Below are 24,135 nucleotides of genomic sequence, written 5' to 3'. Positions count from 1 at the left end.
GGTACAAAATTATGAAGATAGAACGTCGCAAAATGATTGATGATGGAATTATGGAAGAATTGCAGAAGAAACACCCTGTCAAATCTGAAAAAGGTGTCTGCTATGCACAAGACATGGACTATATCACGTTAGAGGTTGAAGTGTTTAATAATTCAATCTTTCGTAAGTTAGTAAAAGCAAACAACAAGGTACTGGTTGTATATATGTATCTAAGAGAACGAATGTGTCACAATGGTTGGTATGTGCTATGGGATAATGATACAAAGGAAGATATTTTAGAACGATTGACACTTTGGGGAGTATCAGAGAACGACAGCTCTTCAATTATCACGACGCTTCTTGATAATAAAATTATACATAACTTTCAGCATGATGGAATTGAATATCTTACAGATGTTCAACAAATTTACAACTGGGAAATGCTACAAGCTAAAAGAGCTCGTGACAGAAACAGCAAGAACAAACAGAATAAACCTACTACTGATACAAATTCAGCCAACAGTACACAACAAAGCAGTATTCCTCAAAGTAATATTGAACAACATTATAATACAGGTTTTAATGATAGCTATTATGACGGATTACCGTTCAACTAATAATCATGGGACACTCTTCTGGGTGTCCTGCTTTTCCCGACATATATTCCGTACGGAACAAGCACCTACTCATAATATACTCTTATAATGTAATGACTGGTAGTGATATGTAATGTTCTGTATTGTCTTGTAATGATTTGCTTGGAAAGGAAAGATATTGAAAGGTAATGACTGGTAATGAATTGCAATGCTTTGACTTGTAGGTAATACCGCCCCCATATAGCTTATATGGTTACATACACATAAATATGTAGTATGTAAACGATTATAAGCCTACATAACTTTGATTTAGAATATCTGTGCTGTATAATATAGATGTAAGTATTTCTGATATATCCTGTTACGGATATTCTTAGTATAGTGTTTCATAAGTTTTCCATTATAACAATTTAGCAATGTGCCTATTGGCATTTTATCATAGAGAGAAAAATAAAAGCCTGCAAGGGCAAGCAGGTCAAAAAAGCCTACCACCGATTATTCGGGTTTAACAAATATTAAAATCGGAGGTCTGATAATGGGAAGAAAGACTATATCAAATCAAATACATTCCGCATTAGCGGATAAGATAGCTTTCGGAGAAAGCAAGCATTTAGATAAAATTGAAAGAGAAACAAGTTTCGGTAAAAGCACTTATAAAATCTATTCCTTCAGCACTTATGATACATACAATAAAGTCGGTCGTGAATATGGGAAGTGGCTCGCTGAAAAAGGCGTTAGATATGGCAAATTAGCCGATACAGAGCGTTACGCAAGAGAATACATAGAAACACGCTTAGAAGATGGAAAATCGGTTTATACGCTTAAAATGGAGCGTTCTGCACTTGGAATGATATACGGTCATAATATCGAAGTGCCCTTGCCGATTCGCCACAATGGAGATGTGAAGCGTAGTCGTGAAGAAACATTTAATGATAAGCATATAAGCAGAACTGGTAAATATGCCGATATATTTACTGTGGCTACGGCTACAGGCTGTCGTAGGTGTGATTTGAAAACATTGAATATCAATAGTCTGGTTGAGAGGGATGGCAAATATTTTCTTGACATAAAACAAAGTAAAGGTGGTCGTGACCGTCTTGCTCCTATTCTTCCATCTAAGGTAGATGAAGTAAAACAAATCTTTGAACGTGCGAGAGAAAGCGGAAAGACAAAACTCTTTGAACATATACCAAAAGAAATAGACATACATGGATTGCGTAGGGAGTATGCACAAGAACTATATCACACACTTACAGACAATAAAGCATTAAGGGATGAATATTTATCTTTCTATCCTGCAAGACATGAAAAAGTGAAAGGTGACCTTTATAGGGATAGAGAGGGAAATGTCTTTGAGCGTGATACTGTGTATGTGGTATCGCAAGCCTTGGGGCATAATAGGATTGATACATCTATTACATCATATCTAAGATAAAAAATTCGATGTTTCTATGTTATGAGGCATGATTGATTGTGAAATATTGCTGTTTATGATAAAATATTGGGTAGTTTGTAATAAATAATACAACTTCGCGAAAATTGCACAATCTATTATAGTGTAAATACATTTGCACAAATCATTATATATTAACGGAGGAAGAAGTTATGGCTAAATGTATGTCGTGTGGAAAAACAGCATTACTTACTACAACTTTTGGAAATGTTGTTTTATGCAAAAACTGTAGTTCATTAGCAAATGTTTCAATGTGGAACAATAGGGAGTTTTTATCAATGGATGAATTGATAAATCAGAAGAATGACGCACTTCAAAAAGCAACTGCAAATAATATGCCACAAGGGATAATTGCAGAAATAACACGTTTTTTTGACGAGTATATCAATGCAGGATTTATTACTGCTATCAAAGGTAAGGCAGGACAATCACTAAAGGTATTTTCTACATATTGCATTATTACTACTAAAAACGAGAGTAAGAAAGCGGAGTTAGAAAATATGTTTTCTGACTTTGAAGATGATGACGATGATGACGATACATTGATTTCATCAGATGATAAACGCAATCTTGTAAAAGGATTGATGTCTGGAAAACTGGTACAAACTGGTATCGGTGTCGCAATATCAGCAACATTAAACCAGCAGGAAAAAGAAAAAAACTCAGAAAAGAAGTCACGAGAACGACATAAAAATGTTGGACAATTGATTTCTGTAGGTGAAAGGCGAATAGACCTTAGAAATATGGCAGGTGTTGAAATTTACAGCAGTTCCAATACATCAAATGGATATTTAAAGTTTATTCCGAAAGGTGTTTCTTCAAAGCAATCATATAGTTGTGAGTATTTCTTCTTTAATAATTCGATACCATTTGAAAGCAAAAAAATCAGGCAACAAGTAGAAGCAATTAAAAACACAATAAATGAATTGATTGCTAATGCTGATAAAGAAACCCAAATGGCGATAGCTCAAGCTGAACAAAAAAAATTAGAAATGCAAAAAATACAGCAGGAGGAACAAGTAAGAAAAATGGTCGAACAAGTTACTCAACAAAGTAAACCAGATGCATTTGAGGAGGTACGAAAGTTCAAACAACTGTTAGATGAAGGCATTATTTCAGAAGATGAATTCAATACAAAGAAAAAAGAATTGTTGGGATTGTAATAATTTCATCCATTGCTTTTGAAAAATCAATATGCTACAATTTAATAGAGGAAAAGAAAAGCCCTCACTTTTAAGTGATATTGTCCGAAGCACATTCGGCAAAAGTTTAGATTAAGTACTTACAATTTTGGCAGGCACGATTGATTTCGTACCTGCCTTTTTACTGCTTGTCCAACATTCTAGTAATATTCAATCTCGTAAGAATTTTTCCCAGTCATTTTTATAACAAGTTCATTGAGGATAAGGGAACGACAACCACGAATGAGTGGCGTTTCCCCTACCACTCTGTGTATACACGATTCAATGTAAAGGACATAATTGCTAAAATATTAGCTGTTATGGTGGATTCCGGCCAGGTAGCATAAATCTCACTTGAAGCTACATTTTTAATATAATCGCGATATCTTACATAATAATCACTTGCAGTAGAGTCCCCCGGTGTTCCATCATGTACAACCACATATTCCGGTATCACCACCCTACTTAAAACAATTTCGCCACTCTCATTCACAGGCTTTATCTCATCCTCTGCAATTTTAGGGGGATAATCTCCAAACAACGTATGCGCCGGAATCACAATATTTTTCAAATCCGGTTCCGACACCTCTAATGGCTCCATCTTCACTTCCTGTAAGGCAGTCTGACCTGAAAATACGTCCATTCCATCCACATTAACCGGACGATACCCTTCTGCTTCTACATGTATCGTATATTCAGCGTAAGGTTGTGGCTGATTCGGCTCCATACTATATTCCAATGGTGGAGCTGCAATTGACACTTCTTCTGTCTGTCCATTAGAATTTGTTGTTAGCTCCTCCAACGTACTTCCCGGTTCTGCTGTATAAGAAAGAGTTACTTTGGCATTATCTACTGGGAGCCTTCCTACTGCTGACGTAGCCTCAACCCTTAGCTTTCCCATATCTACATGGTTCATCTGAGCTGCACGCAATCTTTGATTCATAAATACCTCTGATACTATGCATTTATTGATATTTTATGCAACTACCCGTTAAAAATTTCCTCCATTCTACATTCCTGTGCATTTTTTAAAGATATATATCTCTCATCCATCTGCAATTTCTTTGCACACATGAATCCTGTAATACAAATTGCCAGAACTGCAACAGTTACCACTACTAATTTTCCATTGCTTTTCGTTTTATTTATACTGTCAAATTCGTCTTTCTTTCTTCTCATTGTACTTTCCTCCAAAGACCTCTTCACGTTTACTACGTCATAATACTACTAGTTTATGAAAAAATCTTGAATTTCATTCTACGTTTTTCTTAAGAAATTCTGAAACTGTTATAGGAATTTTTTTAGAAATGTTGTATACTTATGATAATAGATTACGATTATAGAAAGGGAGAATGACTATGCATCAATTTCAACCATATCCTGTGGAACTTTTAGAGTTCAATCCATTTACCAAAATTGGAACTGAGTGGATGCTGATTGCCTCGGGGGATGAAAAAAAAGCAAATGCCATGACTGCCAGCTGGGGTGGACTTGGCGTCCTTTGGGGGAAAAATGTAGCATTTATCTTTGTTCGTGAAAAACGTTATACGAAAGAATTCATCGACAATGGAAATACTTTTTCCTGCACCTTTTTTGACTCCAAATACAAAAATGATTTAAAATACTTCGGTGTCGTATCCGGACGTCAGGAGGATAAATTCAAAACTTCCGGACTCAATTTGGATTATAAAGATGGTATTCCTTACATAGACGAAGGAAATTTTGTGGTACTTTGCAAAAAGATGGCTGCTGTTCCAATTGAAGAAGCTCACTTCATCGACCCTGAAATAAAAGAAAAATGGTATACCGGTGATAATGGAGAAAATCCACATACCATGTATGTAGGTGAAATCATAGAAATTTTGGCAAGATAAGCTGCATCTTTCCTATGATACATGATATAAGAAAGCAAAATTGATAAAATCTATCAATTTTGCTTTCTTCCTCTGTTTTATGCTGTTTTTCCAGCAATCTTTTCCAATTTTTCTACACGAATGTCTAGTTCTCCAGTCTTCCTAATCAAATAACTTATGTTTTCATCTTCTAGTCGCTTAATCCTATAATACTGGGTAATTTCATTGAGATTATCCTGTACCATCTGAATCTTATTTTCAAGAGTAGTTCTGGTATCATCAACATACTTCAAAATCAAGTTTTCGCTTTCCGTTACCCGACTATCAATATAGCCTCTTGTTTGCTCTTCTGATTCTGCGATTTTTCCTGTCATTCGCTCTTCTGATTCTGCAATTTTTCCTATCATTCGTTCTTCTGATTCTGCAATTTTTCCTATCATTCGTTCTTCTGATTCTGCAATTTTTTCTATCATTCGTTCTTCTGATTCCGCGATTGCTCCTCTCATTGCTCCTTGCATTCGCTCTTCTGATTCTGCGATTGCTCCTCTCATTGCTCCTTGCATTCGCTCTTCTGATTCTGCAATTTTTCCTATCATTCGTTCTTCTGATTCCGCGATTGCTCCTCTCATTGCTCCTTGCATTCGCTCTTCTGATTCTGCGATTGCTCCTCTCATTGCTCCTTGCATTCGCTCTTCTGATTCTGCAATTTTTCCTGTCATTCGTTCTTCTGATTCTGCAATTTCTTCTCGCATAACTTCTTGCATAACTTCTCGGATTGCACATAAATCTTTTGCATTCAACATCGCTCTTATCCCTCCTTTCATTCCATTTTTATTAGTGTTCTTTATTCCCGCTAAATTTTTCTTTTGTATTTTGTTACCTTTACCTCTAAACTTCACTCTGGGACAAGAATATCATATTCCCCAAAAGAGCACAAGCTAAATTCTTTTCCCGGACATCAGTTCTTCATAACTGCTAGCGCTTCTTCTAAACTCATGCATTTTGCATAACGCCCATGCCACATTTTTTCATTGTAATACTGATATGTTTTTTCTCCTGACATAAATTCATTATCCACCGTGGTATTACAATATGCCGGAATCAACATCTCAAATCCATGTTCAAAACCACATTTTACAGTTGCATCGATACAATAGTCTGTTTGTAATCCTGCAAGCATAACACTTTTCTCGTTCTTAGCGCTAAGATATTCAAGCAGTCCAGACTCCTTGAACGCACTATTCACATGCTTATCAAATATTTTTTCTCCTTGCTTTGGTGCAAATTCTTCGTATATTTCAAATCCATCTACACCTTTTGTTAATTCAAATCCATCATCGTGCCGAATATAGACAACCTCTACATCATTTTCTCTTGCTGTTTCAATTGCTTTTTTCACATTCTGAATAAATTTTTCATATTGATACAACTGCTTTGTTACAATCATCTCCTGTGTGTCAACAATAAGTAATACCATTTTAATTTCTCCTATTTCCGGTCATACTCCGTCTTTCCTGCACAAGAGGTACTAATAGACTCGATAGCTACTGCACCGCCACGAACCACCTCAACATGTTTAAATCTACTCTTCAACAAAGCAATCAGTTCATTATTCCGGCGCTCTGTCAGCTTACATTCCAGCAATACGCTGTCACTTCCGATATCCGATACCTCTACATGAAATACCTGTGCAATCTGGAATGCCTCTGTCTTGTCCTCTTGAGAACAATTTTTAATCTTAGCAAACAGAATCTCCTTCATATGCGTCGGCACATTTGTGAGGTCCATAACTTTAATAACCTCTACCATACGATTCAACTGCTTTTTAATCTGCTCAAAAGTCACATCATCACTAGCAACACAAATTGTCATACGAGACACAGTTTCATCCTCCGTAGTTCCCACTGTGAGGCTCTGTAAATTATAAGATTTTCCGGAAAAAAGACCGGATACCTTGGCAAGGACACCCACTTCATTTTCCACATATAATGCAATCCATCTCTTTTTCATGTCCTTCCCTCCTTACTTCAAAATCATTTCGCTCATGGGATTTCCGCTCTTTACCATGGGCAGTACAATTTCTTCCGTTGCTATCATAAATTCAATAATTACCGGTCCACTTACTTTTTTTGCCTGTTCAAATGCCGGTGCTATCTCTTCTTCCTTCGTTACACGCATTCCCGTTGCACCGTAGCTTTCTGCCAGTTTTACAAAATCCGGTTCATAAGGTGGACAGGCAGGATTCGGTCCTTTACAGTCCTTCGGACAATTCTTTCTGCGTCTTAAACAGGTGGCTTCATAACGCTTTCCGTAGAAAAGCTGCTGCATCTGGCGTACCATTCCAAGATAATAGTTATTAAATACACATACAATCACATGAGCATCCTGTACCATGGCAGTTGCCAGTTCCTGAATATTCATCTGCATACCGCCATCACCGCTAATACAGATAACTTCTTTATCCGGACATCCAATCTTAGCTCCGATAGCAGCCGGGAAACCAAATCCCATGGTTCCAAGTCCACCGGAAGTAATAAACTTCTTTTTCTCATTTAATTCTATGTACTGGGTCGCCCACATCTGATGCTGCCCTACATCCGTTACAATAATTCCCTCTTCAAACTGCTCATTGATATGCTCCATTATCATCTGTGGTGTCATACCATGGTCTCTGCGCATTTCCAATGGATTTTCTTTATCCCATTCCTTAATCTGTGCAATCCACTTATCCGTCTTCTGTGGCTCAGCCCACTCCAACATCTTTTCAATAGCAAGTCCTGCATCAGCTACAATTGGAACATCTACTACTACATTTCTGGAAATAGATGCAGTATCTACATCTACATGGACAATCTGTGCCTTCGGCGCAAACTCATTCAAATCTCCGGTAATACGGTCATTAAATCTGGTTCCAATGGAAAAGAGCACATCACATTCACTGACTGCCATATTGGCAGCATATCTCCCATGCATTCCGCTGTTTCCGATATAATACGGATGAGTAGTAGGAATGGCTCCTTTTCCCATAATAGTAGTAACTACCGGAACTTTCGTCTTTTCTACCAGCTCTAACAACTTATCATTTGCCTTGGCAATATTTACACCGCCACCGATTAAAAACAACGGCTTTTCTGCAGACTTCAATAACTTATAACCTTTTTTTAACTGACCAATATGTACACTTTCATTTGGTTTATAACCACGAATGTTTACATGTTCTGGATATTCTGCCGGTCCCATCTGGGTCTGAATATCTTTCGGTAAATCAATAAGCACCGGTCCCGGTCTTCCTGTACTTGCGATATGAAATGCCATTTTTAAGATTTTTCCAAGGTCTTTTCTATCACGAACAGTTACTCCATACTTTGTAATGCTTCTTGTCATACCAACAATATCCACTTCCTGAAAAGCATCATTTCCAATGAGATTCAAGGGAACCTGTCCAGTGATACATACCAACGGTATACTATCAGAATAAGCATCTGCCAAACCTGTCATGATATTGGTAGCACCCGGACCACTGGTTACAATACAAACTCCAACCCGCCCGGTTGCCTTGGCATAACCTTCTGCTTCATGAATCAACCCCTGCTCATGTCTGGGCAACACCAGTTCAATCTCTTCATGTTTATAAAGCTCATCCAAAATATCTGTTACCATCCCGCCCGGATATCCGAAGACTGTATCAACGCCCTCTTCTAATAATGCTTTTACAAATAATTTTCTGCCGGTTATATCCATCGCCATATTTTTCACCTCATCCTATATCAATCCCATTGTTTTTAATAAGAAAATCCATCCTGTCAGGGTAAATGCTGCAAGTAATGTAGTTGTCACCACGATACTTGCGGTCAGCACGCCATCATTATCCATATTTTTTGCCATAATATAGCAACTTGGAGTTGTTGGAGCTGCCAGCATTACAATCAACGCAATCATTTTTTCTCCATCAAATCCCATCCAGGCTGCGATTGGTAAAAATATTGCAGCCTGTGCAATCAATTTTATAAAGGAAGCTACAAGTGTAGGCTTAATCTTTCCCAATGCCTTTCTTCCTTCAAAACCAGCTCCTAATGCAATTAATGCCAATGGTGTTGCCATCTGTGCCACATTATTCACTGTTTTATCCACCAGCACCGGAAAATCAATTTCCAGAAGAGATACCACCAATCCTAAGAAAATTGCAATAATAATCGGATTTTTTAAAATATTAATACAAGCTTCCTTTATTTTATTTTTCTGGCTACTTTCCTCACTGCCCTGTGCCTCAAATGTCAAAACAATTACAGAATAAATGTTATAAAGGGGCACCGCTCCAATTATCATTAAAGGCCCCATTGCAGATTGTCCATATAGATTCTGGATGAATGCAAGCCCCATTACCGCCGCACTACTTCGAAATGATGCCTGTACAAAAGCACCTGTCATAGACTTGTCCTTCATGAACAACTTTGTACCACCCCAAATTACCCAGAAACAAATGGAACTTGCAATAGCACAAAACAACACATATTTCAAATCAAATACTGCTTTGATATCCACGGAAGAAAGATCCCTAAATAACAAAAAGGGCAGTGTCACCTGAAAATTGAACTTATTCGCTACTGTTACAAAATTATCATTCAACATACCAATCTGCTTTAAGAACCAACCCAGTACCATTACCAGGAAGATTGGCATTGTCACATTAATACTAAAAATAAAATTTTCCATATCCTACTTCTTCTTTTTCTCATACTTCAGGAAATAAAATTCCAAGTCAAAATATGTCTGTTCTTCACTGTCTGCAGTAATTTCCCATTCTTCCTTTTCATCCAGATTTGGGAAATAAGCATCTGCTTCATATTCATAATCGATTTTTGTAATATGTGCCACATCACACAAATCCACCATCTGGCGATAAATACTCTCGCCACCGATGACATATATATCTTCACTGTTGTATTTCTTTAATTCCTCTAACATTTCCTCCATGGAATGTACAATAATAGCATCCTTCACTTTATAGTTTTTATCGGATGTCAATACAATGTTGACTCGATTTTTCAACGGCTGCCCATTTGGAAAACTCTCCAGTGTCTTTCTTCCCATGGCAACGACCTTGCCCGTGGTGGTCGTACGGAAAAATTTCATATCCTCCGGAATACTCACCAACAACTTGTTGTTCAATCCGATTGCCCAATTCTTGTCTACTGCTGCGATTAAATTCATGTTGTGTCCTCCTATTTTTAAACAGCTATTGGAATATTTTCAATCTGTGGTCCGGTCACATAATTGTCCAAACGCACATCATTTCTGGTAAACTTATAGAAATCTTTGATTTCCGGATTCAACCAGAAGGTTGGTGCCGGATGTGTCTCTCTGCTAATCAATTCCTTCACCAGCGGAATATGACGGTCATAAATGTGTGCATCTGCAATCACATGTACCAATTCTCCCACTTCCATATCACATACCTGAGCCAGCATATGCACTAATACAGCATACTGGCATACATTCCAGTTATTTGCTGCCAGAACGTCCTGAGAACGCTGATTTAAAATAGCATTTAGCACTAACTTATCCTGCCCCGGTTTCTGGGTGACGTTAAAAGTCATACTGTATGCGCAAGGGTATAAATGCATTTCATGTAAATCCTGATGGACATAAATATTTGTCATAATACGACGGCTGAAAGGATTGTTCTTCAGATCATAAATCACTCGGTCTACCTGATCCATCATGCCTTCCTTATACTGATGCTTCACACCCATCTGATAGCCGTATGCCTTTCCGATAGAACCTGTCTCATCTGCCCACTCATCCCACACATGGCTATGAAGGTCATTGATATTATTAGACTTCTGTTGCCAAATCCAAAGCATCTCATCCGTACAGCTCTTAATTGCTGTTTTTCTCAAAGTAATTGCCGGAAATTCTTTGGATAAGTCATAGCGATTTACCACACCAAACTTCTTAATCGTATACGCACTTGTTCCATCTTCCCAGTGAGGCCGCACCTTTTCTCCCTCTGTACTGGTTCCATTTTCTATTATATCTTGACACATATCAATGAAAATCTTATCTGCTAAACTCATTATTTTGCTCCTTCTAATATACTTACTTGCTATTCTATCATAAAAACAGACCACATGAAACCTCGTTTTTTCTCCTTTTCTTGAACTTTTTTCTGGTTTTTCTCTAATTTTAAAAATTTTCAAGATTTTTTCACAGAAATAGTGTATACTATAATCATTACATAAGGACAAGGAGAATTACTATGAGTCAGGAAAAAGTAGACCGCTATAAAGAAGAAAAAGCAAACCGTAAGAAAATCATGAAGCGCGAAAAAATCAAAAAGGCTATTGGTTCTGTTGTTGGAACTATTCTATGTGTTGTTATCGTAGGATGGATTGGCTATTCCGGATATAATTTTTATCAATCACAGAAAGCAGAAAATCCTACCAGCACTGAAATAGACTTAAGTGCAGTCAATGATTATCTCGGTAGTTTATCAGAAACAGGCGATGCTGAGTAATTGATTCTATCCCTACTAGCGTAGATAAAAAGCGAAGAATTACAGACCAAGATGTAATCCTTCGCTTTTATACTTTCATCTCAAATTCTCAAAATAACTCCAACGTCCCCTTCCGTATTGCAACTCTTTCTGCACTTTTTACTACGCAAAATGCTAATATCACATATACCGCTCCTACTCCTAATTCGCCAAGCAATAAGGAAAGCACTTGCTCAAATGCTATTTTCCCTTCTAATAACAATTGTGATGCTTCAATACTTCTTGTAAGGGGCAACAATTTTGATATCAACTGTCCTGCTGCCGGCAACTGACTGATTGGAAAATTCGCCCCACAGAATATAACCAATAAATTGGCCACCAGATTTAAAATCAAATGCATCTGATTCGAAATGAGTCCAAGAGTTGCTAAAAATAATCCAAAGCCCGCTGCTGACGCCATACCAATTAATAGAATCACCAAAAACAGACCTATGTTAACTCCCGACCAGTTTACATGAAATACGATACTTCCCGCTCCAAATCCAACAAATGTAGTTATAATACATATCATACATGGAAAAAATCCCTTTTCCAGAATGACTTCTAACTTAGAAATCGGTGCTGTTATAATGGAACGAATTCTTCCATAATATCGTTCTCCCATAAAGCAACTTCCTAACGAAAACACACAGGTATTGGTGCATAGTAAAAAAGCATTTCCTACTACCCATCTGCTAAGATTCGTTGTTCGGAATGCATATCCTGCCACAAGACAATAGAAAACCATAGTCACAAAAGGATACATTGTCTCCATCAATGCAAATTCTTCCAGCGAAAATGCTGCTCTTTGCCCCTTAAAATCCAGCCATGATTGTTTTAAAAAACGTTTCATTTAACTTACCTCCAATGTTGCTTTTTTTCTTATGCTTCTGTCCATCCATCGATAAAGGATTACCGCAATCGCAACTAAAATCAAAACTTCCACTCCAAGAATCAAATAATATACGGTTTCTTTTTCCATGTTATTCTTTGCTATACTTTCTTTTAAAATACGCACTGCCCATGTAGGTGCCAGCAGATTTGATATGTACTGAATCCATTTCGGCAGTATCTCAATCGGGAAAACAAATCCACAAAGCAATTCAAACGGTATTTCCAATAAATTCATATATAATTCTGTCTTTCGTGATAGCATAAGAAAATAGGCTACACATAATGACACAATCACAAAACAGGTTACAGCCGTGAGAAAAGCAAACAGAAACTTTACCGGATACTGTATTGTGATAGATTTTCCCGTCAACAAAAATGCCGTTCCATAGGAAATTCCAAAACTTAATAATGATATCAATGTATTTCCACATATTTTTCCAAATATAATTGTTCCAAATCCTTCCGGTGCTACATAAATCAGTGGCAACGTTCCTGAAAAACGCTCTCGATTAATGTCTCCTGCTGAAGAAAAACAAATACAGCACCAAAGCCCCATAAGTCCGGCTCCTAAAACTACATATGCCATAAAATTATCTTCACCGCTATTTAGAAACATTTCGTAAAGAAAAATTGTGTTTACTACCGGATTTATCAATAAACAGAATCGGAACATAGGGCGTGCAAAAGACTGCTTCATCTGAAGTTTCATAGTCATCCAGATTACATTCATTGTTTGTTTCATACTTTTCATCAATTTTATTTCTCTCCTTTTCCCGCCAACTTCAAAAATACATCCTCTAATGTAGTTTCTTCTCCCTTTTCTCCGTAGCTCTTTTTCAAGCCCTCCGGTGTATCCAATGCCAAAATTTTTCCATGATTTAATATGGCAATTCTGTCACAAAGTTCATCTGCTTCATACATATAGTGCGTAGTAAGCAGAATCGTCTTTCCGGATGCTTTCAGTTTCCTTATAATATCACGAAGCATTTTCGCGCCTACCGGGTCTAATCCTATTGTTGGTTCATCCATAAAGATAATTTCAGGATCATTAATGAGTCCTCTTGCAATCTGTAGTCTCTGAATCATTCCCTTGGAATAGGTTTCCACCAGACGCTCACTATCTTCTTTCAAATCTACCAATTCCAGCAACTTTTCTACCCGTCTTTCTGCCTCCTTTTTCTCTAATTTATAAAGCCCTGCAAAATACAATAAATTATCCCTTGCTGATAATCTTCGATATACTCCCATTTCTCCACCAAAAATGAAGTTTATTCTGGAACGCACATTTTTCTCCTGTCCAAAGGTATCATATCCCAATACCTTGCACACTCCTCCCGTAGGTGCCAATAATGTAATCAGCATCTTAATTGTTGTTGTTTTTCCGGCTCCATTTTCACCTAACAGACCAAATATCTCTCCTTGTTTTACTTGAAATGAAATTCCATCCACAGCTGTGACTCTGGTTGTCTTAGGATGAATCCAACCTTTCTTTGTCACATATTCACGTTTTAAATCCTGTACTTCAATTACATTTTTCATAATTTCCTCCTTATAAAATTCTATCTCTATCGAATTAGATGATAATGGAATTTATTGGGATTGTCAAGATGTTTCCTATAACGTAAAAAAAGAGAGAACGTTCTGTCCTCTCTTTCATCACAAAAATGTTTCCTGCAACACCTGTATGCAATTTTTTATACTAACTTCATTTAAACTAAAATACTTCGTATTCTTCACCGGCTCTTCATGCACCAGTCCACAATTTTTCATCTGCGTCATATGATGTGATACCGTCGACGTAGCCAAATTCATTTTCTCAGCAATTTCAATTCCACTTAAGTGTCCATTTTCCTTTAATAATTTTAAAATCCGAAATCTAGCATTATCGGAAAGCATTTTCAACTGTTGCGGAACCTCATACCCGCGTTCGTGAATCCGTATGGCATCAAATATCAGAATCTGATTTTTTCCAAACCATCTGCAACACAATACAGGGATAAAAAATGACGGCATAAAAAAATATTTTTCATAAGGCCCTCTACGGTAAAAGCTCTTCTCCATCAATTTTTCAGAATAGGCTAAAGGGTCCTCTCTTTTTAATTCCTTTACCACTTCCCCTTTCCACTGATTAATGATTTCTTCTTTTTCATGCAAAAATTTTTCCGCCTTCTCCGTTTTTAATTCCCTTACAAAAGAAAAAAATTCTTCCAGAAACCATTCTGTCTTTTCAAACAATCTTTCTACCGATAAATAATTTGAGAAACGCTCCTGATGATTTTGATAGAATTTCATTAAATTTGCAGAAGACTCCAGAGCTTGTTGGATTTCTTCCTGTGGCAACTGCAGAAATTTACTTAAAAATTTCTGCTTTTCCATATGCTTTAGATAATTTTCATACGATGCTAGGGAAACTCCTTGTTCCACCATTTCTTCCATAGGCTCAAGGATTCCACCCCAGATTTCTTCTCCAAATCCCTGATAAACCTCTTTCAGTACTAAATATTTGTCACTTTCCGGTTCCTCTAATACTTCAGCAACAGTTTTATTCCGATTCAAAGGTTTGAGCAATTCCTGCGCGCCCAAAATATATTCCAAATCTCTATCATATATAAAAAATGCCTGTTCTGATATTTTATCCAGCATATGCACTCTCCTTATATTGAAATTTTTTCAATCTCCGGGTATTCCTCCGCCAGTTTTGCCAACCGTATCAGTTCACTTCCCTTGGCGGTCCGTACCATCAGTTCCAATCGGATATTTCCTTCTTTCCGCCTGGTCTGAAATCTCAAAATTTTGCATTTATAACTAGATTCCAATTCGTTCTTTACAATCTCTGCTATTTTCATATCATTTTCCGCTGATGGCGTATACTCTATCTCAATTTGATACACTTGCTTCATAATATGAGAAAGCTTACCGCCTCGCCCAATAAATATCTCTACCAATACCACAATAAACGTAGTGGCAATTCCAATGACATACATGCCGGCACCTACTGCCATTCCTACTCCAAGAGTTGCCCAGATTCCGGCAGAAGTTGTTACTCCGCTTACATTTTTATTTCTGGAAAAGATAATTCCCGAACCTAGAAATCCAATTGCAGTAACGGTTCCTGCTGCAATTCGAGAAGGATCTAATCTGACATACTGTCCTAATACATCATCAAAACCATATTTCGATAACACAATCATTAAGGCAGAAGATACTGCCACAATTACATGGGTACGCAGTCCGGCTGTCTTTTTACGGCTCTCGCGTTCATATCCAATCGCTCCTCCGCAGATTCCTGCCAGTACAATTCTTACCATTAATTCCAGCTGCTGTATGATTAATGCCATATCTATACTTTTTCCCATAAATCCTCCCATAAATTTTTTATTCGTACTCCTCAAGGAAATGATGCTTCACACCATCTTTTTTATATGCAATTACGGTGCTTAAGTTTACATTTTCCACGCTTTTAAAAATATTACTTTCTACAAAAGGATTGATTTTCTTCATCTCTGCTATCATGTTTTTCACTTCCATGCGCTTTGATACACTCCGTCCATCCGGATCACAGGTAGTACAAGTGTCTGTAAACCGGCAGGCACATTGGATAAAATGAAGGTCATTATAATCTCGCCAATGCTTAATATCATCTTCCCGAATGTAATACATAGGACGAATCAATTCCATCCCTTCAAAATTAGTGCTATGAAGCTTCGGCATCATGGTCTGTACCTGTGCTCCATAAAGCATTCCCATTAAAATAGTCTCAATCACATCATCATAATGGTGTCCTAATGCAATTTTATTGCATCCCAGTTCCTTTGCCTTATTATATAAATGACCTCTTCGCATCCGGGCGCACAGATAACAAGGTGACTTTTCTATATCATATACTGCATCGAAAATATCTGACTCAAACACAGTAATTGGAATATTCATCCGCTTGGCATTGTTCTCAATTACCTGACGATTTGCCTCACTGTAACCAGGGTCCATCACTAAAAACTCCAACTCAAATGACACTTTATTATGCTTTTTTAACTCCTGAAACAACTTTGCCATCAACATAGAGTCCTTCCCACCGGAAATGCAGACTGCAATCTTGTCTCCCTCCTGCACCAGTTCATAATCCCGAACCGCTTTGGCAAATCTAGAAAATAACTGTTTATGAAACTTCTTGCGGATGCTCTTTTCAATTTCCTCTGCAGAATGTTCCTCTCTCTTCTCCGTTTCCTTCATATGTGCTAACAACCAACCAGTATAACCGCCTGTCAGGCTGTATGCTTGGTATCCTGCTTCACACAATTCTTCCGCTTTTTCTTTACTGAAAATTCCTTTTGTACAATAAAGGACAAGTTTTTTTTCTTTCGGCAACTTTGTATTTTCTGCTGTCAGTTGCTCCTGCGGAATGTGAATTGCCTCCGGCAAAGTCCCATAATTTACTGCCGATTCATCTCGGATATCTACTAACACATAGGTGTCTTTTTCCAGTTTTCTTAACTCTTCACAAGTTATATCTATATTTTCCATGGTATCTCATCTTCCTACTCTTTTCCCTATTATTTTAATAGGTATTATACTCATCTATTATATAGACTTGTCTAAGAAAACTCAACCTGTTTCGAAAAATATCATTTTTTATAAATTCTGGAAAACTCTCTTACATGCTTTTCCAAAATTTCCAAAGCCTCTTCTTCCTTTTCCGTTTCATTATCATATCTGGTTATCAAAAGAAAAATGAGCGCATAAAAATTCATTGCCATGAGTTCCGGGTCTTCCTTACCAAATACTCCCCCCTGAATCAATTGTGAAAAAAGAAGGGTCTGATATTCAATACTATCCCTTGTAAAAATTTTTTTATATAATGTTGAAATCTCAGAATCATGATACTGTTCAATCGTAAGCATTCTTCGAAATCTCGCCGCAAATTCATCCTTCAGATAAAATAGAAATACCTTTTTAGATAACTCTACTAATTGCTCAATAGTCAGATTAGCAAAATAAGGTGCTGCGTCCTCCTTCGTAGCATCTGCAATATGAAGCACTTCAGTCAATTCATCCATTCTTCGGGTCATCTCTTCCAATATAGTATCAAAGATTTCCTGTTTACTGGAAAAATGCTTATACAAAGAACTATCTTTAATGCCTACCGCTTCTGCAATTTTTTTTACACTTACTCCGCTAAACCCCTTTTCTGAAAACAATGTTAAGGACTCGTCTATAATCCGTTCCTTGGTAGTCATTCTACACCTCCTGCTAATTGTTTTACCTTTTCTTCCTGTTCAAAAAGTACACATCCGCCGATATGCTCCTGTTCCATGCAGGCATTTTTCTGCAATTTAAAAAATAATGGGGATTGCAATGCATCCTTTAGGCTCTTTCCTCGAATATTGGTATCAGAATATGGAGAAAAAGGACACGGCTCTGCTCCGCCCTTTGAGTTGATATGAAAAAATCCTCTACCGGCTGCCAAACAACCTCCGGAAGACTTTTCATCCCCCGGAAAGGAAAGAAATATCATATCCATTTCTTCCTCTCGCATTTTTCCTATACTTTTTTCCATTATGGTACGTTCTTTTTCTCCTAATGCCAAGTGTTTTGTCTGCACATTTACAGGAACATATTCTACGAAAATCACCAACTTGCATCCCTTTTCCTGTAATTTTTTAACATAAGCTGTGCTAGTCACCTTCTCCACATTTTCTGTTGTTACTGTAATGGATGCTCCAAACAACAAATTTTTATCCTGTAACTTCGACATAGCCTCTTCTAATTTTTGATAAACCCCTTCTCCGCGCCGTCTGTCTGTTTCTTCTTTCTCTCCCTCTATACTTAATACAGGTATCACATTTCTGTTTTTATCCAATAAATTTATGTATGATGCGTCCAACATAGTTCCATTGGTAAATACAGGAAATACTATCTGAGGATGTTTCACCGCCTGCTCCAAAACATCCCTTCGCATCAAAGGTTCTCCCCCTGCCAAAAGGATAAAACTAATTCCCAATTCCTTCGCTTCTGTAAAAATACGATTCCACTCTTCCCCTGACATTTGATTTTCCCCTACACCGTCATGACAGGACTGATTACTTCTTGCATAGCACCCTGCACAATGTAAATTACAACTACTGGTAATACTTGCAATTAAAAATGGTGGAATATGCATTCCTCTTTCTTCATTTTCTTTTCGCACCAGAGCTGCCTTCTTGGCAGCAAGCATAAATTTCCCGATGAACGCACTTTCTTTCGGATTTTTTAAGGTGGCTTTTATCGCCCCCTTTACAATATTTTCAACTCCTCTTGTTAAATATTCTTCTAACTGAAATGTATCCATAATCATTCTTCCTTTCTTGTTGGCTAGTGTTTACTAGCCTTAATTATAACTAGTAATTACTAGCCTGTCAAGAAAAGCAGAAGAGACAGCCTAAATGGCTACACTCCATTCAAGCTGTCTCTCCTGTTTTTGAATAGTATGCTTTATTCCACCTCCATGGTAGCATCTTTTAACCTACAGTATAAATTACTATCTCCTTCTTCCCGATAAGTCTCAAATACACCAGTCACAACAATCTTTGCATTCTCCTGTGGATATTCATCCGGATAAACATGACTTCCATCATCCCATACGAACTCCATTCCTTGTGCACAACAGGCCATTGCATCCTGTATAATACAATAATGATAATATTTCGCAGTAGGCTCATACCATGTGGCAGAATAACTGCCTTCCATTCGAATTGTTTTCCCAATATAATCATCGGGACTCATCATAAACTGATACACCGTGGCATAGACCATATCACTTCCCATCGTCGTAAGATCATAATCAATGGTATTCTCCTGTTCCTGCTCTTCCACTTTCTCTGTCTCTTCAGGAGTTTCTTCCGATACATTATTTTCCACCGGACTGCTTTCCTTTTTCCCACACCCAACGGCAATCAGAAGAATTCCAAGTATTAAAAATGCTTTTTTTCTATACTTCATATATAACTACCTCCCAAAGACCTTTCCGATGATACAGTTCACACCAAAGACCAATATGTCAATCGTAACAATGGTGGAGCCAACTGGCGTTGAAAACAATATGGATACCAAAATACCAACCAATGCAGCAACTACTGAAAGAACAGCTGCATAGATGACAACACCTTTAAACCCATGTACCACCCGCATAGCGGACAACGCCGGAAAAACAATCAATGCTGAAATAAGCAATGAACCCACTAAATTCATAGCAAGCACAATAATTACTGCTGTAATAACTGCTATCATCAGATTGTACACTTCTGCATTTTTTCCCACTGCCTTCGTAAAATTTTCATCAAACGTTACTGCAAAAATCCGATTATAAAATAAACAGTAAAACACAACTACAATAACAGACATCACAACGCAGAGCTTCACCTCTCCCATAGTTAGGGTCAAAATAGAGGTGGAGCCAAAGAGCGTTGAACATACATCTCCTGAAATATTGGCAGAGGTAGAAAACAGATTCAGCACCATATAACCGATTGCCAATGCTCCCACCGAAAGCATGGCAATCGCAGCATCTCCCTTCAGATTAGAATTCTGCCCTGTCCTTAAAAGTAATATTGCCGCAATTACTGTAACAGGCATAATAAAAATCGTATCATTTGCAAGTTTAAAAACAGTTGCAATTGCCATCGCTCCAAATGCCACATGTGAAAGTCCATCTCCAATAAAGGAAAACCGCTTCAACACCAACGTTACTCCTAACAGCGAAGAACAAAGCGCTATCAAAACTCCTACAATCAATGCATACCTTACAAACGGATAGGCCATATAAAACTGAATTTTATCAATCATACCACTCATGCTCTATCACCTCTCACCTTCTGAAACAACTGCCATTTATCGTTTTTCAAGTATTCACTCTTTTCCCCGTAAAAAGAATCATCCTTATCGATATGAAGAATATGCGTCGCATACTCTATCGCCTGTATATCATGCGACACCATAATAACAGAAGTTCCTTCTTCATTCAGTTTCTTAATTGTCTGATAAAGTTCCATGGTTACCCGTGGGTCGAGACCACTAACCGGTTCATCCAACAAGATTAGTTTGCTTGTGGCGCATAATGCTCTTGCTAAAAGGGTTCGCTGCTGTTGTCCCCCCGAAAGATTCCGATAACATTTTTTCCGCAGTTCCCAAATCCCCATTTCCTTCATTTTTTCCGTAGCCAAATCTTTTTGTTCTTTTCTATAAAAGGGGCTTTTTCCACACTTTGCTAATGTACCTGATAATACAATTTCCCATACCGTAGCCGGAAAATCTTTTTGCACTACTGTCTGCTGTGGAAGATAACCAATTTCATACGGCATCAAGCCATCACCCATAATGATTTCGCCGCTTACTGCATCCTGCAGATGCAATAATGTTTTTATAAGAGTACTTTTTCCCACCCCATTCTCTCCTACAACACAAAGATAGTCTCCCTTACACACTTTGAAATTCAAATTCGTCACAATCCGCTTCCCATCGTATCCAAGGTTTAAATCATTACAGGTAATGTATGCCATCATTCCTTCCTCCTAATTCAAAGCCTGTTTCAAAACATCAAGATTGTCCTGCATTGCCTTCAGATAATTAAATCCGTCACTTATGTCATCATTTGTAACAGACTGCAGGGAATCCATTACTAAAATTTCCTGATTTTTTCCAGTAGTATTCTCCTTTACGGCCTCAGCAATCTTTTGATTTGAATTTTCAATTACTAAAATAGCTGGCACCTGACACTCGTCTACTTTTCCTGCAAGAAATGTAACTGTCTCAAAACTTGCCTCTGTTTCCGCACTACATCCTACAAATGCAGCATAATAATCAAGACTATAATCATCAACCAAATAACGGAACGGAAAGCGATCTGCGAATATTACTGTTTTATGTGTTGCACTCTGTACCATCTGTTCATACTCTTTGTCCAACTCACTCAGCTTCTGAACATAAGCATCACAGTTCTCTGCAATTTTCTCCGCATCCTCTGTATCCACGGTCTGAAGCACGTCAGAAATTGCAGGAACTAAAACACTGGCATTCTTCAATGATAACCATATATGTTCGTCATATTCCGTCTCTTCTTCCTCTTCTCCTTCTTCTCCTTCTTCCTCTTCGGCCTGCATACCTTCTACTACTTCCTCTTCTTTTACTTTATCCCCCATAACTTCCAATAAATTAATAACCTTCATATCTTTATTTGTTGCTTCTTTTAATGCATCATCCACCCACTGGTCCGATTCTCCGCCTACATAAATAAATACATCTGCTGAACCAATTTTCGCAATATCTTCTGCTGTGGGCTGATAATTATGCAAATCCACCCCATTATCCAAAAGCAATGTGAGCTCAAATTTTTCTGCTTCATCCCCAATCATTTCTTTTACCCAGTCATACTGTGGAAATGTGGTGCATACAACACTAATTTTATCTGTAGTCACTTCTTCTGTTTTCGCATCACCAGACGCACTTTTACCGCAACCTGCAAGAAGCCCTATGCATAAAACAAGAGCAAAACAACATGTTAATATTCTATTTTTCTTCATTGAAATAAAACCTCCATAATCTAAAAAAATGTACACAAAAAAAAACCAACTTTAGTTGGAACCTAGTTTTAGATTATAAAGTCAATTCAGTAATTCTACCTTTAGGGTAATCAGGGTTTTTTTTACGCCAGCATGATTTCCCACAGACGTAACTACCCGTGTGAATACACAAAGAACTGCCATAACAAATGACAGCATAAGAATAACACGAAGACTGGAAACAAAATGAACGGCTGCTTCTATCTCCATACAGATAGGGCAGTCCTCGCCAGAACAATGATGGTGTGCATTTTCAATGATATAATCATAAGAAAAAAGCATTCCTGCCAACAGGCATATCATCGCCATTATAGCTATCAACTTACTTACTTTTTTCATTCTGCACACCTCCATTCCATGATACGTCAGTCTCTGTATTGCATATTTTCATATTTTATAGCTAGTCTCTATAAATGTCAAGAATTTTAGTGGTATTATTCTATTCTGTTTAAAAGCCCTTGTACTCCCTCTTCCTCGAAAATTTCCTTATAATATCCAAGTTCCCCCTGAATCAGTTCATCTATAACCTGCATCCCCAGAAGTTCTACCGGCGCTTTATCGTCTGTCAGCAGATAATCTCCCTTTTCATAACATTGCATATTTTCTGCCACCTGCTGCATCATTTCCTTTAACTCACTACTCTCAAGTCCTTCTGTTCCTGTCTTCAGGCACTCCATGATATTTCCATCCACGGATGCAAACAGCTCGCGATTGGTGGAACCTGCCACATCCACCGTATATACCTCGGGAAATACAACTGCTATGGTATCAGAAAGATACTGATTGATATTTCCTTCCTTTTCCGTATGCATGTTCATATTCACTACCATAATGCCATCTTCCTTCAAATGTTCCTTTACCATAGTAAAAAATTCTTTGGTAGACATCTGAAAGGGAATGGTGATGTCCTGATAAGCATCTACCATAATCACATCATATTTTTTATCGACAGCTCCAAGGTACGCTCTTCCATCGTAAGTAATAACCGGAATATCCTCCGGCAGTTCAAAACATTCATATGCAAGGTTGGTTATTTTTTCATCAATCTCAACACCTTCTATGGACACTTCGCCAAAATAATTCCTGCATTGCCTGGCGAAGGTTCCGGTTCCCATTCCAAGAATCAGAACCTGCGGATTCTCTTTTTCTTCCAATTTCGCCATCACCGGTGCAGCAAGCGCGTAATCATAGTACATCCCGGTAAGCTCCTGATTCTTTTTCAAAATAGACTGAACCCCAAACAAAACATTGGTAGAAAGAATCACATTCTCCTCATCCTCCTTTACCTGAAGATAATTGTAAATGGATTCTCCCTCATATACCAAATCATCCTCCCAGAAAGCAAAACTGGTGGAATTCCCCAAAATACTGCATACCAGAAACAATGCCACACCTATTACACAATGTAACTTCTTTGCTCTGGTACTGATAAAATAAACCAAAGCAAGCACCAGCAAAATTCCCGAAAAAATCAAAAAAGTAACGGCTGTTCCCACTGCCGGAATGGTAACAAAGGTAGGAAGAAAAGTTCCAATAATACTTCCAATCGTATTAAAAGCGCCAAGGGTTCCTACTGTTTTTCCGCTATCTTCCAGACTATCTACAGTGTATTTTACCAAAGAAGGGGTAACCGTTCCCAACAAGAACAGTGGAAATACGAATATCACCATGCATGCCAAAAAGGCTGCCCAAATCAGAAAATTCGTGTTTACAGTTATTACCAGAATTCCTGAAATTCCCAGAATTACATATTTTCCCAGCAAAGGAATCGCTGCAATCCACACAGCCGATACTATTAGCCTTAGATACAACTTGTCTGGATTTGGGTCCTTATCTGCGCGTCTACCACCCCAAACATTTCCCAGCGCCATAGCTATCATAATCGTTCCAATAATGATAGTCCAGACAATCTGTGAAGAACTGAAATAAGGTGCAAGCAGCCTGCTTGCACCTAGTTCTACAGCCATCACCGACATTCCCGCAAAAAATTCAGTCAGATAAAGATAATATTTGTTTTTTAATATATTGTGTCGCATCGATTCCTTATTCCTTTC

At 37.8% G+C, this 24,135-nt stretch carries 28 protein-coding genes; 5 read left to right on the top strand and 23 right to left on the bottom strand.

What is annotated here, in order from left to right:
* Positions 1 to 11 precede the first annotated feature (11 nt).
* The 3 genes from BIV20_RS03270 to BIV20_RS03260 all read left to right on the top strand — a co-directional run bounded on the left by BIV20_RS03270 (position 12) and on the right by BIV20_RS03260 (position 3,191).
* Positions 12 to 596, top strand: coding sequence for a Lin1244/Lin1753 domain-containing protein (locus BIV20_RS03270; protein WP_075718021.1), 585 nt, complete (start codon positions 12 to 14; stop codon positions 594 to 596).
* A gap of 514 nt (positions 597 to 1,110) precedes the next feature.
* Positions 1,111 to 2,010 carry a hypothetical protein gene (locus tag BIV20_RS03265; protein WP_075718019.1) on the top strand — a complete coding sequence of 300 codons (900 nt, stop codon included), beginning with the start codon at positions 1,111 to 1,113 and terminating at the stop codon, positions 2,008 to 2,010.
* A 170-nt stretch (positions 2,011 to 2,180) separates the two neighbouring features.
* On the top strand, positions 2,181 to 3,191 hold the full coding sequence (locus BIV20_RS03260) for an SHOCT domain-containing protein (protein ID WP_075718017.1): 1,011 nt from the start codon (positions 2,181 to 2,183) through the stop codon (positions 3,189 to 3,191).
* Positions 3,192 to 3,468: 277 nt separating this feature from the next.
* Here BIV20_RS03260 and BIV20_RS03255 read toward each other — a convergent pair whose 3' ends face one another.
* Both BIV20_RS03255 and BIV20_RS03250 read right to left on the bottom strand, forming a co-directional pair.
* Complete coding sequence (locus tag BIV20_RS03255; RefSeq protein ID WP_075718015.1) at positions 3,469 to 4,152, bottom strand: carboxypeptidase-like regulatory domain-containing protein; 684 nt, start codon at positions 4,150 to 4,152, stop codon at positions 3,469 to 3,471.
* Positions 4,153 to 4,193: 41 nt separating this feature from the next.
* The gene (locus BIV20_RS03250; protein WP_075718013.1) at positions 4,194 to 4,388 is read right to left on the bottom strand and encodes a hypothetical protein; all 195 of its coding nucleotides are present in this window, start codon (positions 4,386 to 4,388) and stop codon (positions 4,194 to 4,196) included.
* A gap of 179 nt (positions 4,389 to 4,567) precedes the next feature.
* Between BIV20_RS03250 and BIV20_RS03245 the strand changes: the two genes are divergently transcribed.
* Entirely contained in the window at positions 4,568 to 5,083 is a 516-nt protein-coding gene (locus BIV20_RS03245; RefSeq protein ID WP_075718011.1) for a flavin reductase, read from the top strand.
* A 77-nt stretch (positions 5,084 to 5,160) separates the two neighbouring features.
* Here BIV20_RS03245 and BIV20_RS03240 read toward each other — a convergent pair whose 3' ends face one another.
* The 7 genes from BIV20_RS03240 to thyA all read right to left on the bottom strand — a co-directional run bounded on the left by BIV20_RS03240 (position 5,161) and on the right by thyA (position 11,139).
* Positions 5,161 to 5,865, bottom strand: coding sequence for a hypothetical protein (locus BIV20_RS03240; protein WP_330554418.1), 705 nt, complete (start codon positions 5,863 to 5,865; stop codon positions 5,161 to 5,163).
* A gap of 155 nt (positions 5,866 to 6,020) precedes the next feature.
* The gene (locus BIV20_RS03235) at positions 6,021 to 6,539 is read right to left on the bottom strand and encodes a cysteine hydrolase family protein (RefSeq protein WP_075718005.1); all 519 of its coding nucleotides are present in this window, start codon (positions 6,537 to 6,539) and stop codon (positions 6,021 to 6,023) included.
* Between the two features lie 11 nt (positions 6,540 to 6,550).
* Entirely contained in the window at positions 6,551 to 7,072 is a 522-nt protein-coding gene (ilvN, locus tag BIV20_RS03230) for an acetolactate synthase small subunit (protein ID WP_075718003.1), read from the bottom strand.
* A gap of 12 nt (positions 7,073 to 7,084) precedes the next feature.
* On the bottom strand, positions 7,085 to 8,803 hold the full coding sequence (gene ilvB, locus BIV20_RS03225; RefSeq protein WP_075718232.1) for a biosynthetic-type acetolactate synthase large subunit: 1,719 nt from the start codon (positions 8,801 to 8,803) through the stop codon (positions 7,085 to 7,087).
* A gap of 21 nt (positions 8,804 to 8,824) precedes the next feature.
* Complete coding sequence (locus BIV20_RS03220; protein WP_075718001.1) at positions 8,825 to 9,775, bottom strand: AEC family transporter; 951 nt, start codon at positions 9,773 to 9,775, stop codon at positions 8,825 to 8,827.
* A gap of 3 nt (positions 9,776 to 9,778) precedes the next feature.
* Positions 9,779 to 10,273: a dihydrofolate reductase gene (locus BIV20_RS03215; protein WP_075717999.1), complete on the bottom strand. Its 495-nt coding sequence runs from the start codon at positions 10,271 to 10,273 to the stop codon at positions 9,779 to 9,781.
* Between the two features lie 17 nt (positions 10,274 to 10,290).
* Positions 10,291 to 11,139, bottom strand: coding sequence for a thymidylate synthase (thyA, locus tag BIV20_RS03210; RefSeq protein WP_075717997.1), 849 nt, complete (start codon positions 11,137 to 11,139; stop codon positions 10,291 to 10,293).
* A 182-nt stretch (positions 11,140 to 11,321) separates the two neighbouring features.
* Between thyA and BIV20_RS03205 the strand changes: the two genes are divergently transcribed.
* Positions 11,322 to 11,579, top strand: a complete 258-nt coding sequence (locus tag BIV20_RS03205; RefSeq protein ID WP_075717994.1) for a hypothetical protein — start codon at positions 11,322 to 11,324, stop codon at positions 11,577 to 11,579.
* An 88-nt stretch (positions 11,580 to 11,667) separates the two neighbouring features.
* Here BIV20_RS03205 and BIV20_RS03200 read toward each other — a convergent pair whose 3' ends face one another.
* The 14 genes from BIV20_RS03200 to BIV20_RS03135 form a co-directional block, all read right to left on the bottom strand.
* Positions 11,668 to 12,450: an ABC transporter permease gene (locus BIV20_RS03200; RefSeq protein WP_075717992.1), complete on the bottom strand. Its 783-nt coding sequence runs from the start codon at positions 12,448 to 12,450 to the stop codon at positions 11,668 to 11,670.
* Complete coding sequence (locus BIV20_RS03195; RefSeq protein ID WP_083655078.1) at positions 12,451 to 13,242, bottom strand: ABC transporter permease; 792 nt, start codon at positions 13,240 to 13,242, stop codon at positions 12,451 to 12,453.
* Between the two features lie 5 nt (positions 13,243 to 13,247).
* Positions 13,248 to 14,030, bottom strand: coding sequence for an ABC transporter ATP-binding protein (locus BIV20_RS03190; protein WP_075717990.1), 783 nt, complete (start codon positions 14,028 to 14,030; stop codon positions 13,248 to 13,250).
* Between the two features lie 117 nt (positions 14,031 to 14,147).
* On the bottom strand, positions 14,148 to 15,134 hold the full coding sequence (locus BIV20_RS03185) for an ArsR/SmtB family transcription factor (RefSeq protein ID WP_075717988.1): 987 nt from the start codon (positions 15,132 to 15,134) through the stop codon (positions 14,148 to 14,150).
* Between the two features lie 11 nt (positions 15,135 to 15,145).
* Positions 15,146 to 15,847, bottom strand: a complete 702-nt coding sequence (locus BIV20_RS03180; protein WP_242939774.1) for an MgtC/SapB family protein — start codon at positions 15,845 to 15,847, stop codon at positions 15,146 to 15,148.
* Between the two features lie 19 nt (positions 15,848 to 15,866).
* On the bottom strand, positions 15,867 to 17,012 hold the full coding sequence (locus BIV20_RS03175) for an ATP-binding protein (RefSeq protein WP_075717986.1): 1,146 nt from the start codon (positions 17,010 to 17,012) through the stop codon (positions 15,867 to 15,869).
* Between the two features lie 101 nt (positions 17,013 to 17,113).
* The gene (locus BIV20_RS03170; RefSeq protein WP_075717984.1) at positions 17,114 to 17,725 is read right to left on the bottom strand and encodes a TetR/AcrR family transcriptional regulator; all 612 of its coding nucleotides are present in this window, start codon (positions 17,723 to 17,725) and stop codon (positions 17,114 to 17,116) included.
* A complete protein-coding gene (locus BIV20_RS03165; protein ID WP_075717982.1) occupies positions 17,722 to 18,816 on the bottom strand; it encodes a radical SAM protein in 1,095 nt (364 codons plus the stop codon). Before BIV20_RS03165 ends, BIV20_RS03170 begins: the two co-directional genes overlap by 4 nt.
* Before the next feature lie 143 nt (positions 18,817 to 18,959).
* Positions 18,960 to 19,466, bottom strand: coding sequence for a hypothetical protein (locus BIV20_RS03160; protein ID WP_075717980.1), 507 nt, complete (start codon positions 19,464 to 19,466; stop codon positions 18,960 to 18,962).
* A 6-nt stretch (positions 19,467 to 19,472) separates the two neighbouring features.
* Positions 19,473 to 20,318: a metal ABC transporter permease gene (locus BIV20_RS03155; protein ID WP_143524487.1), complete on the bottom strand. Its 846-nt coding sequence runs from the start codon at positions 20,316 to 20,318 to the stop codon at positions 19,473 to 19,475.
* Positions 20,315 to 21,022, bottom strand: a complete 708-nt coding sequence (locus tag BIV20_RS03150) for a metal ABC transporter ATP-binding protein (RefSeq protein WP_075717978.1) — start codon at positions 21,020 to 21,022, stop codon at positions 20,315 to 20,317. The genes BIV20_RS03155 and BIV20_RS03150 overlap by 4 nt, the downstream gene beginning before the upstream one ends.
* Positions 21,023 to 21,034: 12 nt before the next feature.
* Positions 21,035 to 22,042 (bottom strand): metal ABC transporter substrate-binding protein, encoded by a 1,008-nt coding sequence (locus tag BIV20_RS03145; protein WP_075717976.1) that lies wholly within the window; start codon positions 22,040 to 22,042, stop codon positions 21,035 to 21,037.
* Positions 22,043 to 22,123: 81 nt separating this feature from the next.
* Positions 22,124 to 22,420, bottom strand: coding sequence for a hypothetical protein (locus BIV20_RS03140; RefSeq protein ID WP_083655077.1), 297 nt, complete (start codon positions 22,418 to 22,420; stop codon positions 22,124 to 22,126).
* A gap of 95 nt (positions 22,421 to 22,515) precedes the next feature.
* Positions 22,516 to 24,117: a spermidine synthase gene (locus BIV20_RS03135; RefSeq protein WP_075717972.1), complete on the bottom strand. Its 1,602-nt coding sequence runs from the start codon at positions 24,115 to 24,117 to the stop codon at positions 22,516 to 22,518.
* Positions 24,118 to 24,135 lie beyond the last annotated feature (18 nt).

This window comes from Roseburia sp. 499, assembly GCF_001940225.2.
GTDB lineage: Bacteria > Bacillota > Clostridia > Lachnospirales > Lachnospiraceae > Petralouisia.
Note: the sequence above shows the minus strand (reverse complement) of the source record. Positions and strands in the feature narration are given on the sequence as shown.

What these genes read in the sequence shown, in the direction of transcription:
- BIV20_RS03165 (WP_075717982.1), bottom strand. Translation starts at nt 18,816, where the DNA reads ATGGATACATTTCAGTTAGAAGAATATTTAACAAGAGGAGTTGAAAAT.
- BIV20_RS03250 (WP_075718013.1), bottom strand. Translation starts at nt 4,388, where the DNA reads ATGAGAAGAAAGAAAGACGAATTTGACAGTATAAATAAAACGAAAAGC.
- BIV20_RS03245 (WP_075718011.1), top strand. Translation starts at nt 4,568, where the DNA reads ATGCATCAATTTCAACCATATCCTGTGGAACTTTTAGAGTTCAATCCA.
- BIV20_RS03195 (WP_083655078.1), bottom strand. Translation starts at nt 13,242, where the DNA reads ATGAAAAGTATGAAACAAACAATGAATGTAATCTGGATGACTATGAAA.
- BIV20_RS03215 (WP_075717999.1), bottom strand. Translation starts at nt 10,273, where the DNA reads ATGAATTTAATCGCAGCAGTAGACAAGAATTGGGCAATCGGATTGAAC.
- BIV20_RS03135 (WP_075717972.1), bottom strand. Translation starts at nt 24,117, where the DNA reads ATGCGACACAATATATTAAAAAACAAATATTATCTTTATCTGACTGAA.
- BIV20_RS03170 (WP_075717984.1), bottom strand. Translation starts at nt 17,725, where the DNA reads ATGACTACCAAGGAACGGATTATAGACGAGTCCTTAACATTGTTTTCA.
- BIV20_RS03175 (WP_075717986.1), bottom strand. Translation starts at nt 17,012, where the DNA reads ATGGAAAATATAGATATAACTTGTGAAGAGTTAAGAAAACTGGAAAAA.
- BIV20_RS03205 (WP_075717994.1), top strand. Translation starts at nt 11,322, where the DNA reads ATGAGTCAGGAAAAAGTAGACCGCTATAAAGAAGAAAAAGCAAACCGT.
- BIV20_RS03150 (WP_075717978.1), bottom strand. Translation starts at nt 21,022, where the DNA reads ATGGCATACATTACCTGTAATGATTTAAACCTTGGATACGATGGGAAG.
- BIV20_RS03265 (WP_075718019.1), top strand. Translation starts at nt 1,111, where the DNA reads ATGGGAAGAAAGACTATATCAAATCAAATACATTCCGCATTAGCGGAT.
- BIV20_RS03270 (WP_075718021.1), top strand. Translation starts at nt 12, where the DNA reads ATGAAGATAGAACGTCGCAAAATGATTGATGATGGAATTATGGAAGAA.
- BIV20_RS03240 (WP_330554418.1), bottom strand. Translation starts at nt 5,865, where the DNA reads ATGTTGAATGCAAAAGATTTATGTGCAATCCGAGAAGTTATGCAAGAA.
- ilvN (WP_075718003.1), bottom strand. Translation starts at nt 7,072, where the DNA reads ATGAAAAAGAGATGGATTGCATTATATGTGGAAAATGAAGTGGGTGTC.
- BIV20_RS03255 (WP_075718015.1), bottom strand. Translation starts at nt 4,152, where the DNA reads ATGAATCAAAGATTGCGTGCAGCTCAGATGAACCATGTAGATATGGGA.
- BIV20_RS03235 (WP_075718005.1), bottom strand. Translation starts at nt 6,539, where the DNA reads ATGGTATTACTTATTGTTGACACACAGGAGATGATTGTAACAAAGCAG.
- BIV20_RS03155 (WP_143524487.1), bottom strand. Translation starts at nt 20,318, where the DNA reads ATGAGTGGTATGATTGATAAAATTCAGTTTTATATGGCCTATCCGTTT.
- BIV20_RS03145 (WP_075717976.1), bottom strand. Translation starts at nt 22,042, where the DNA reads ATGAAGAAAAATAGAATATTAACATGTTGTTTTGCTCTTGTTTTATGC.
- BIV20_RS03190 (WP_075717990.1), bottom strand. Translation starts at nt 14,030, where the DNA reads ATGAAAAATGTAATTGAAGTACAGGATTTAAAACGTGAATATGTGACA.
- thyA (WP_075717997.1), bottom strand. Translation starts at nt 11,139, where the DNA reads ATGAGTTTAGCAGATAAGATTTTCATTGATATGTGTCAAGATATAATA.
- BIV20_RS03220 (WP_075718001.1), bottom strand. Translation starts at nt 9,775, where the DNA reads ATGGAAAATTTTATTTTTAGTATTAATGTGACAATGCCAATCTTCCTG.
- BIV20_RS03180 (WP_242939774.1), bottom strand. Translation starts at nt 15,847, where the DNA reads ATGGGAAAAAGTATAGATATGGCATTAATCATACAGCAGCTGGAATTA.
- BIV20_RS03260 (WP_075718017.1), top strand. Translation starts at nt 2,181, where the DNA reads ATGGCTAAATGTATGTCGTGTGGAAAAACAGCATTACTTACTACAACT.
- ilvB (WP_075718232.1), bottom strand. Translation starts at nt 8,803, where the DNA reads ATGGATATAACCGGCAGAAAATTATTTGTAAAAGCATTATTAGAAGAG.
- BIV20_RS03185 (WP_075717988.1), bottom strand. Translation starts at nt 15,134, where the DNA reads ATGCTGGATAAAATATCAGAACAGGCATTTTTTATATATGATAGAGAT.
- BIV20_RS03160 (WP_075717980.1), bottom strand. Translation starts at nt 19,466, where the DNA reads ATGAAGTATAGAAAAAAAGCATTTTTAATACTTGGAATTCTTCTGATT.
- BIV20_RS03200 (WP_075717992.1), bottom strand. Translation starts at nt 12,450, where the DNA reads ATGAAACGTTTTTTAAAACAATCATGGCTGGATTTTAAGGGGCAAAGA.
- BIV20_RS03140 (WP_083655077.1), bottom strand. Translation starts at nt 22,420, where the DNA reads ATGAAAAAAGTAAGTAAGTTGATAGCTATAATGGCGATGATATGCCTG.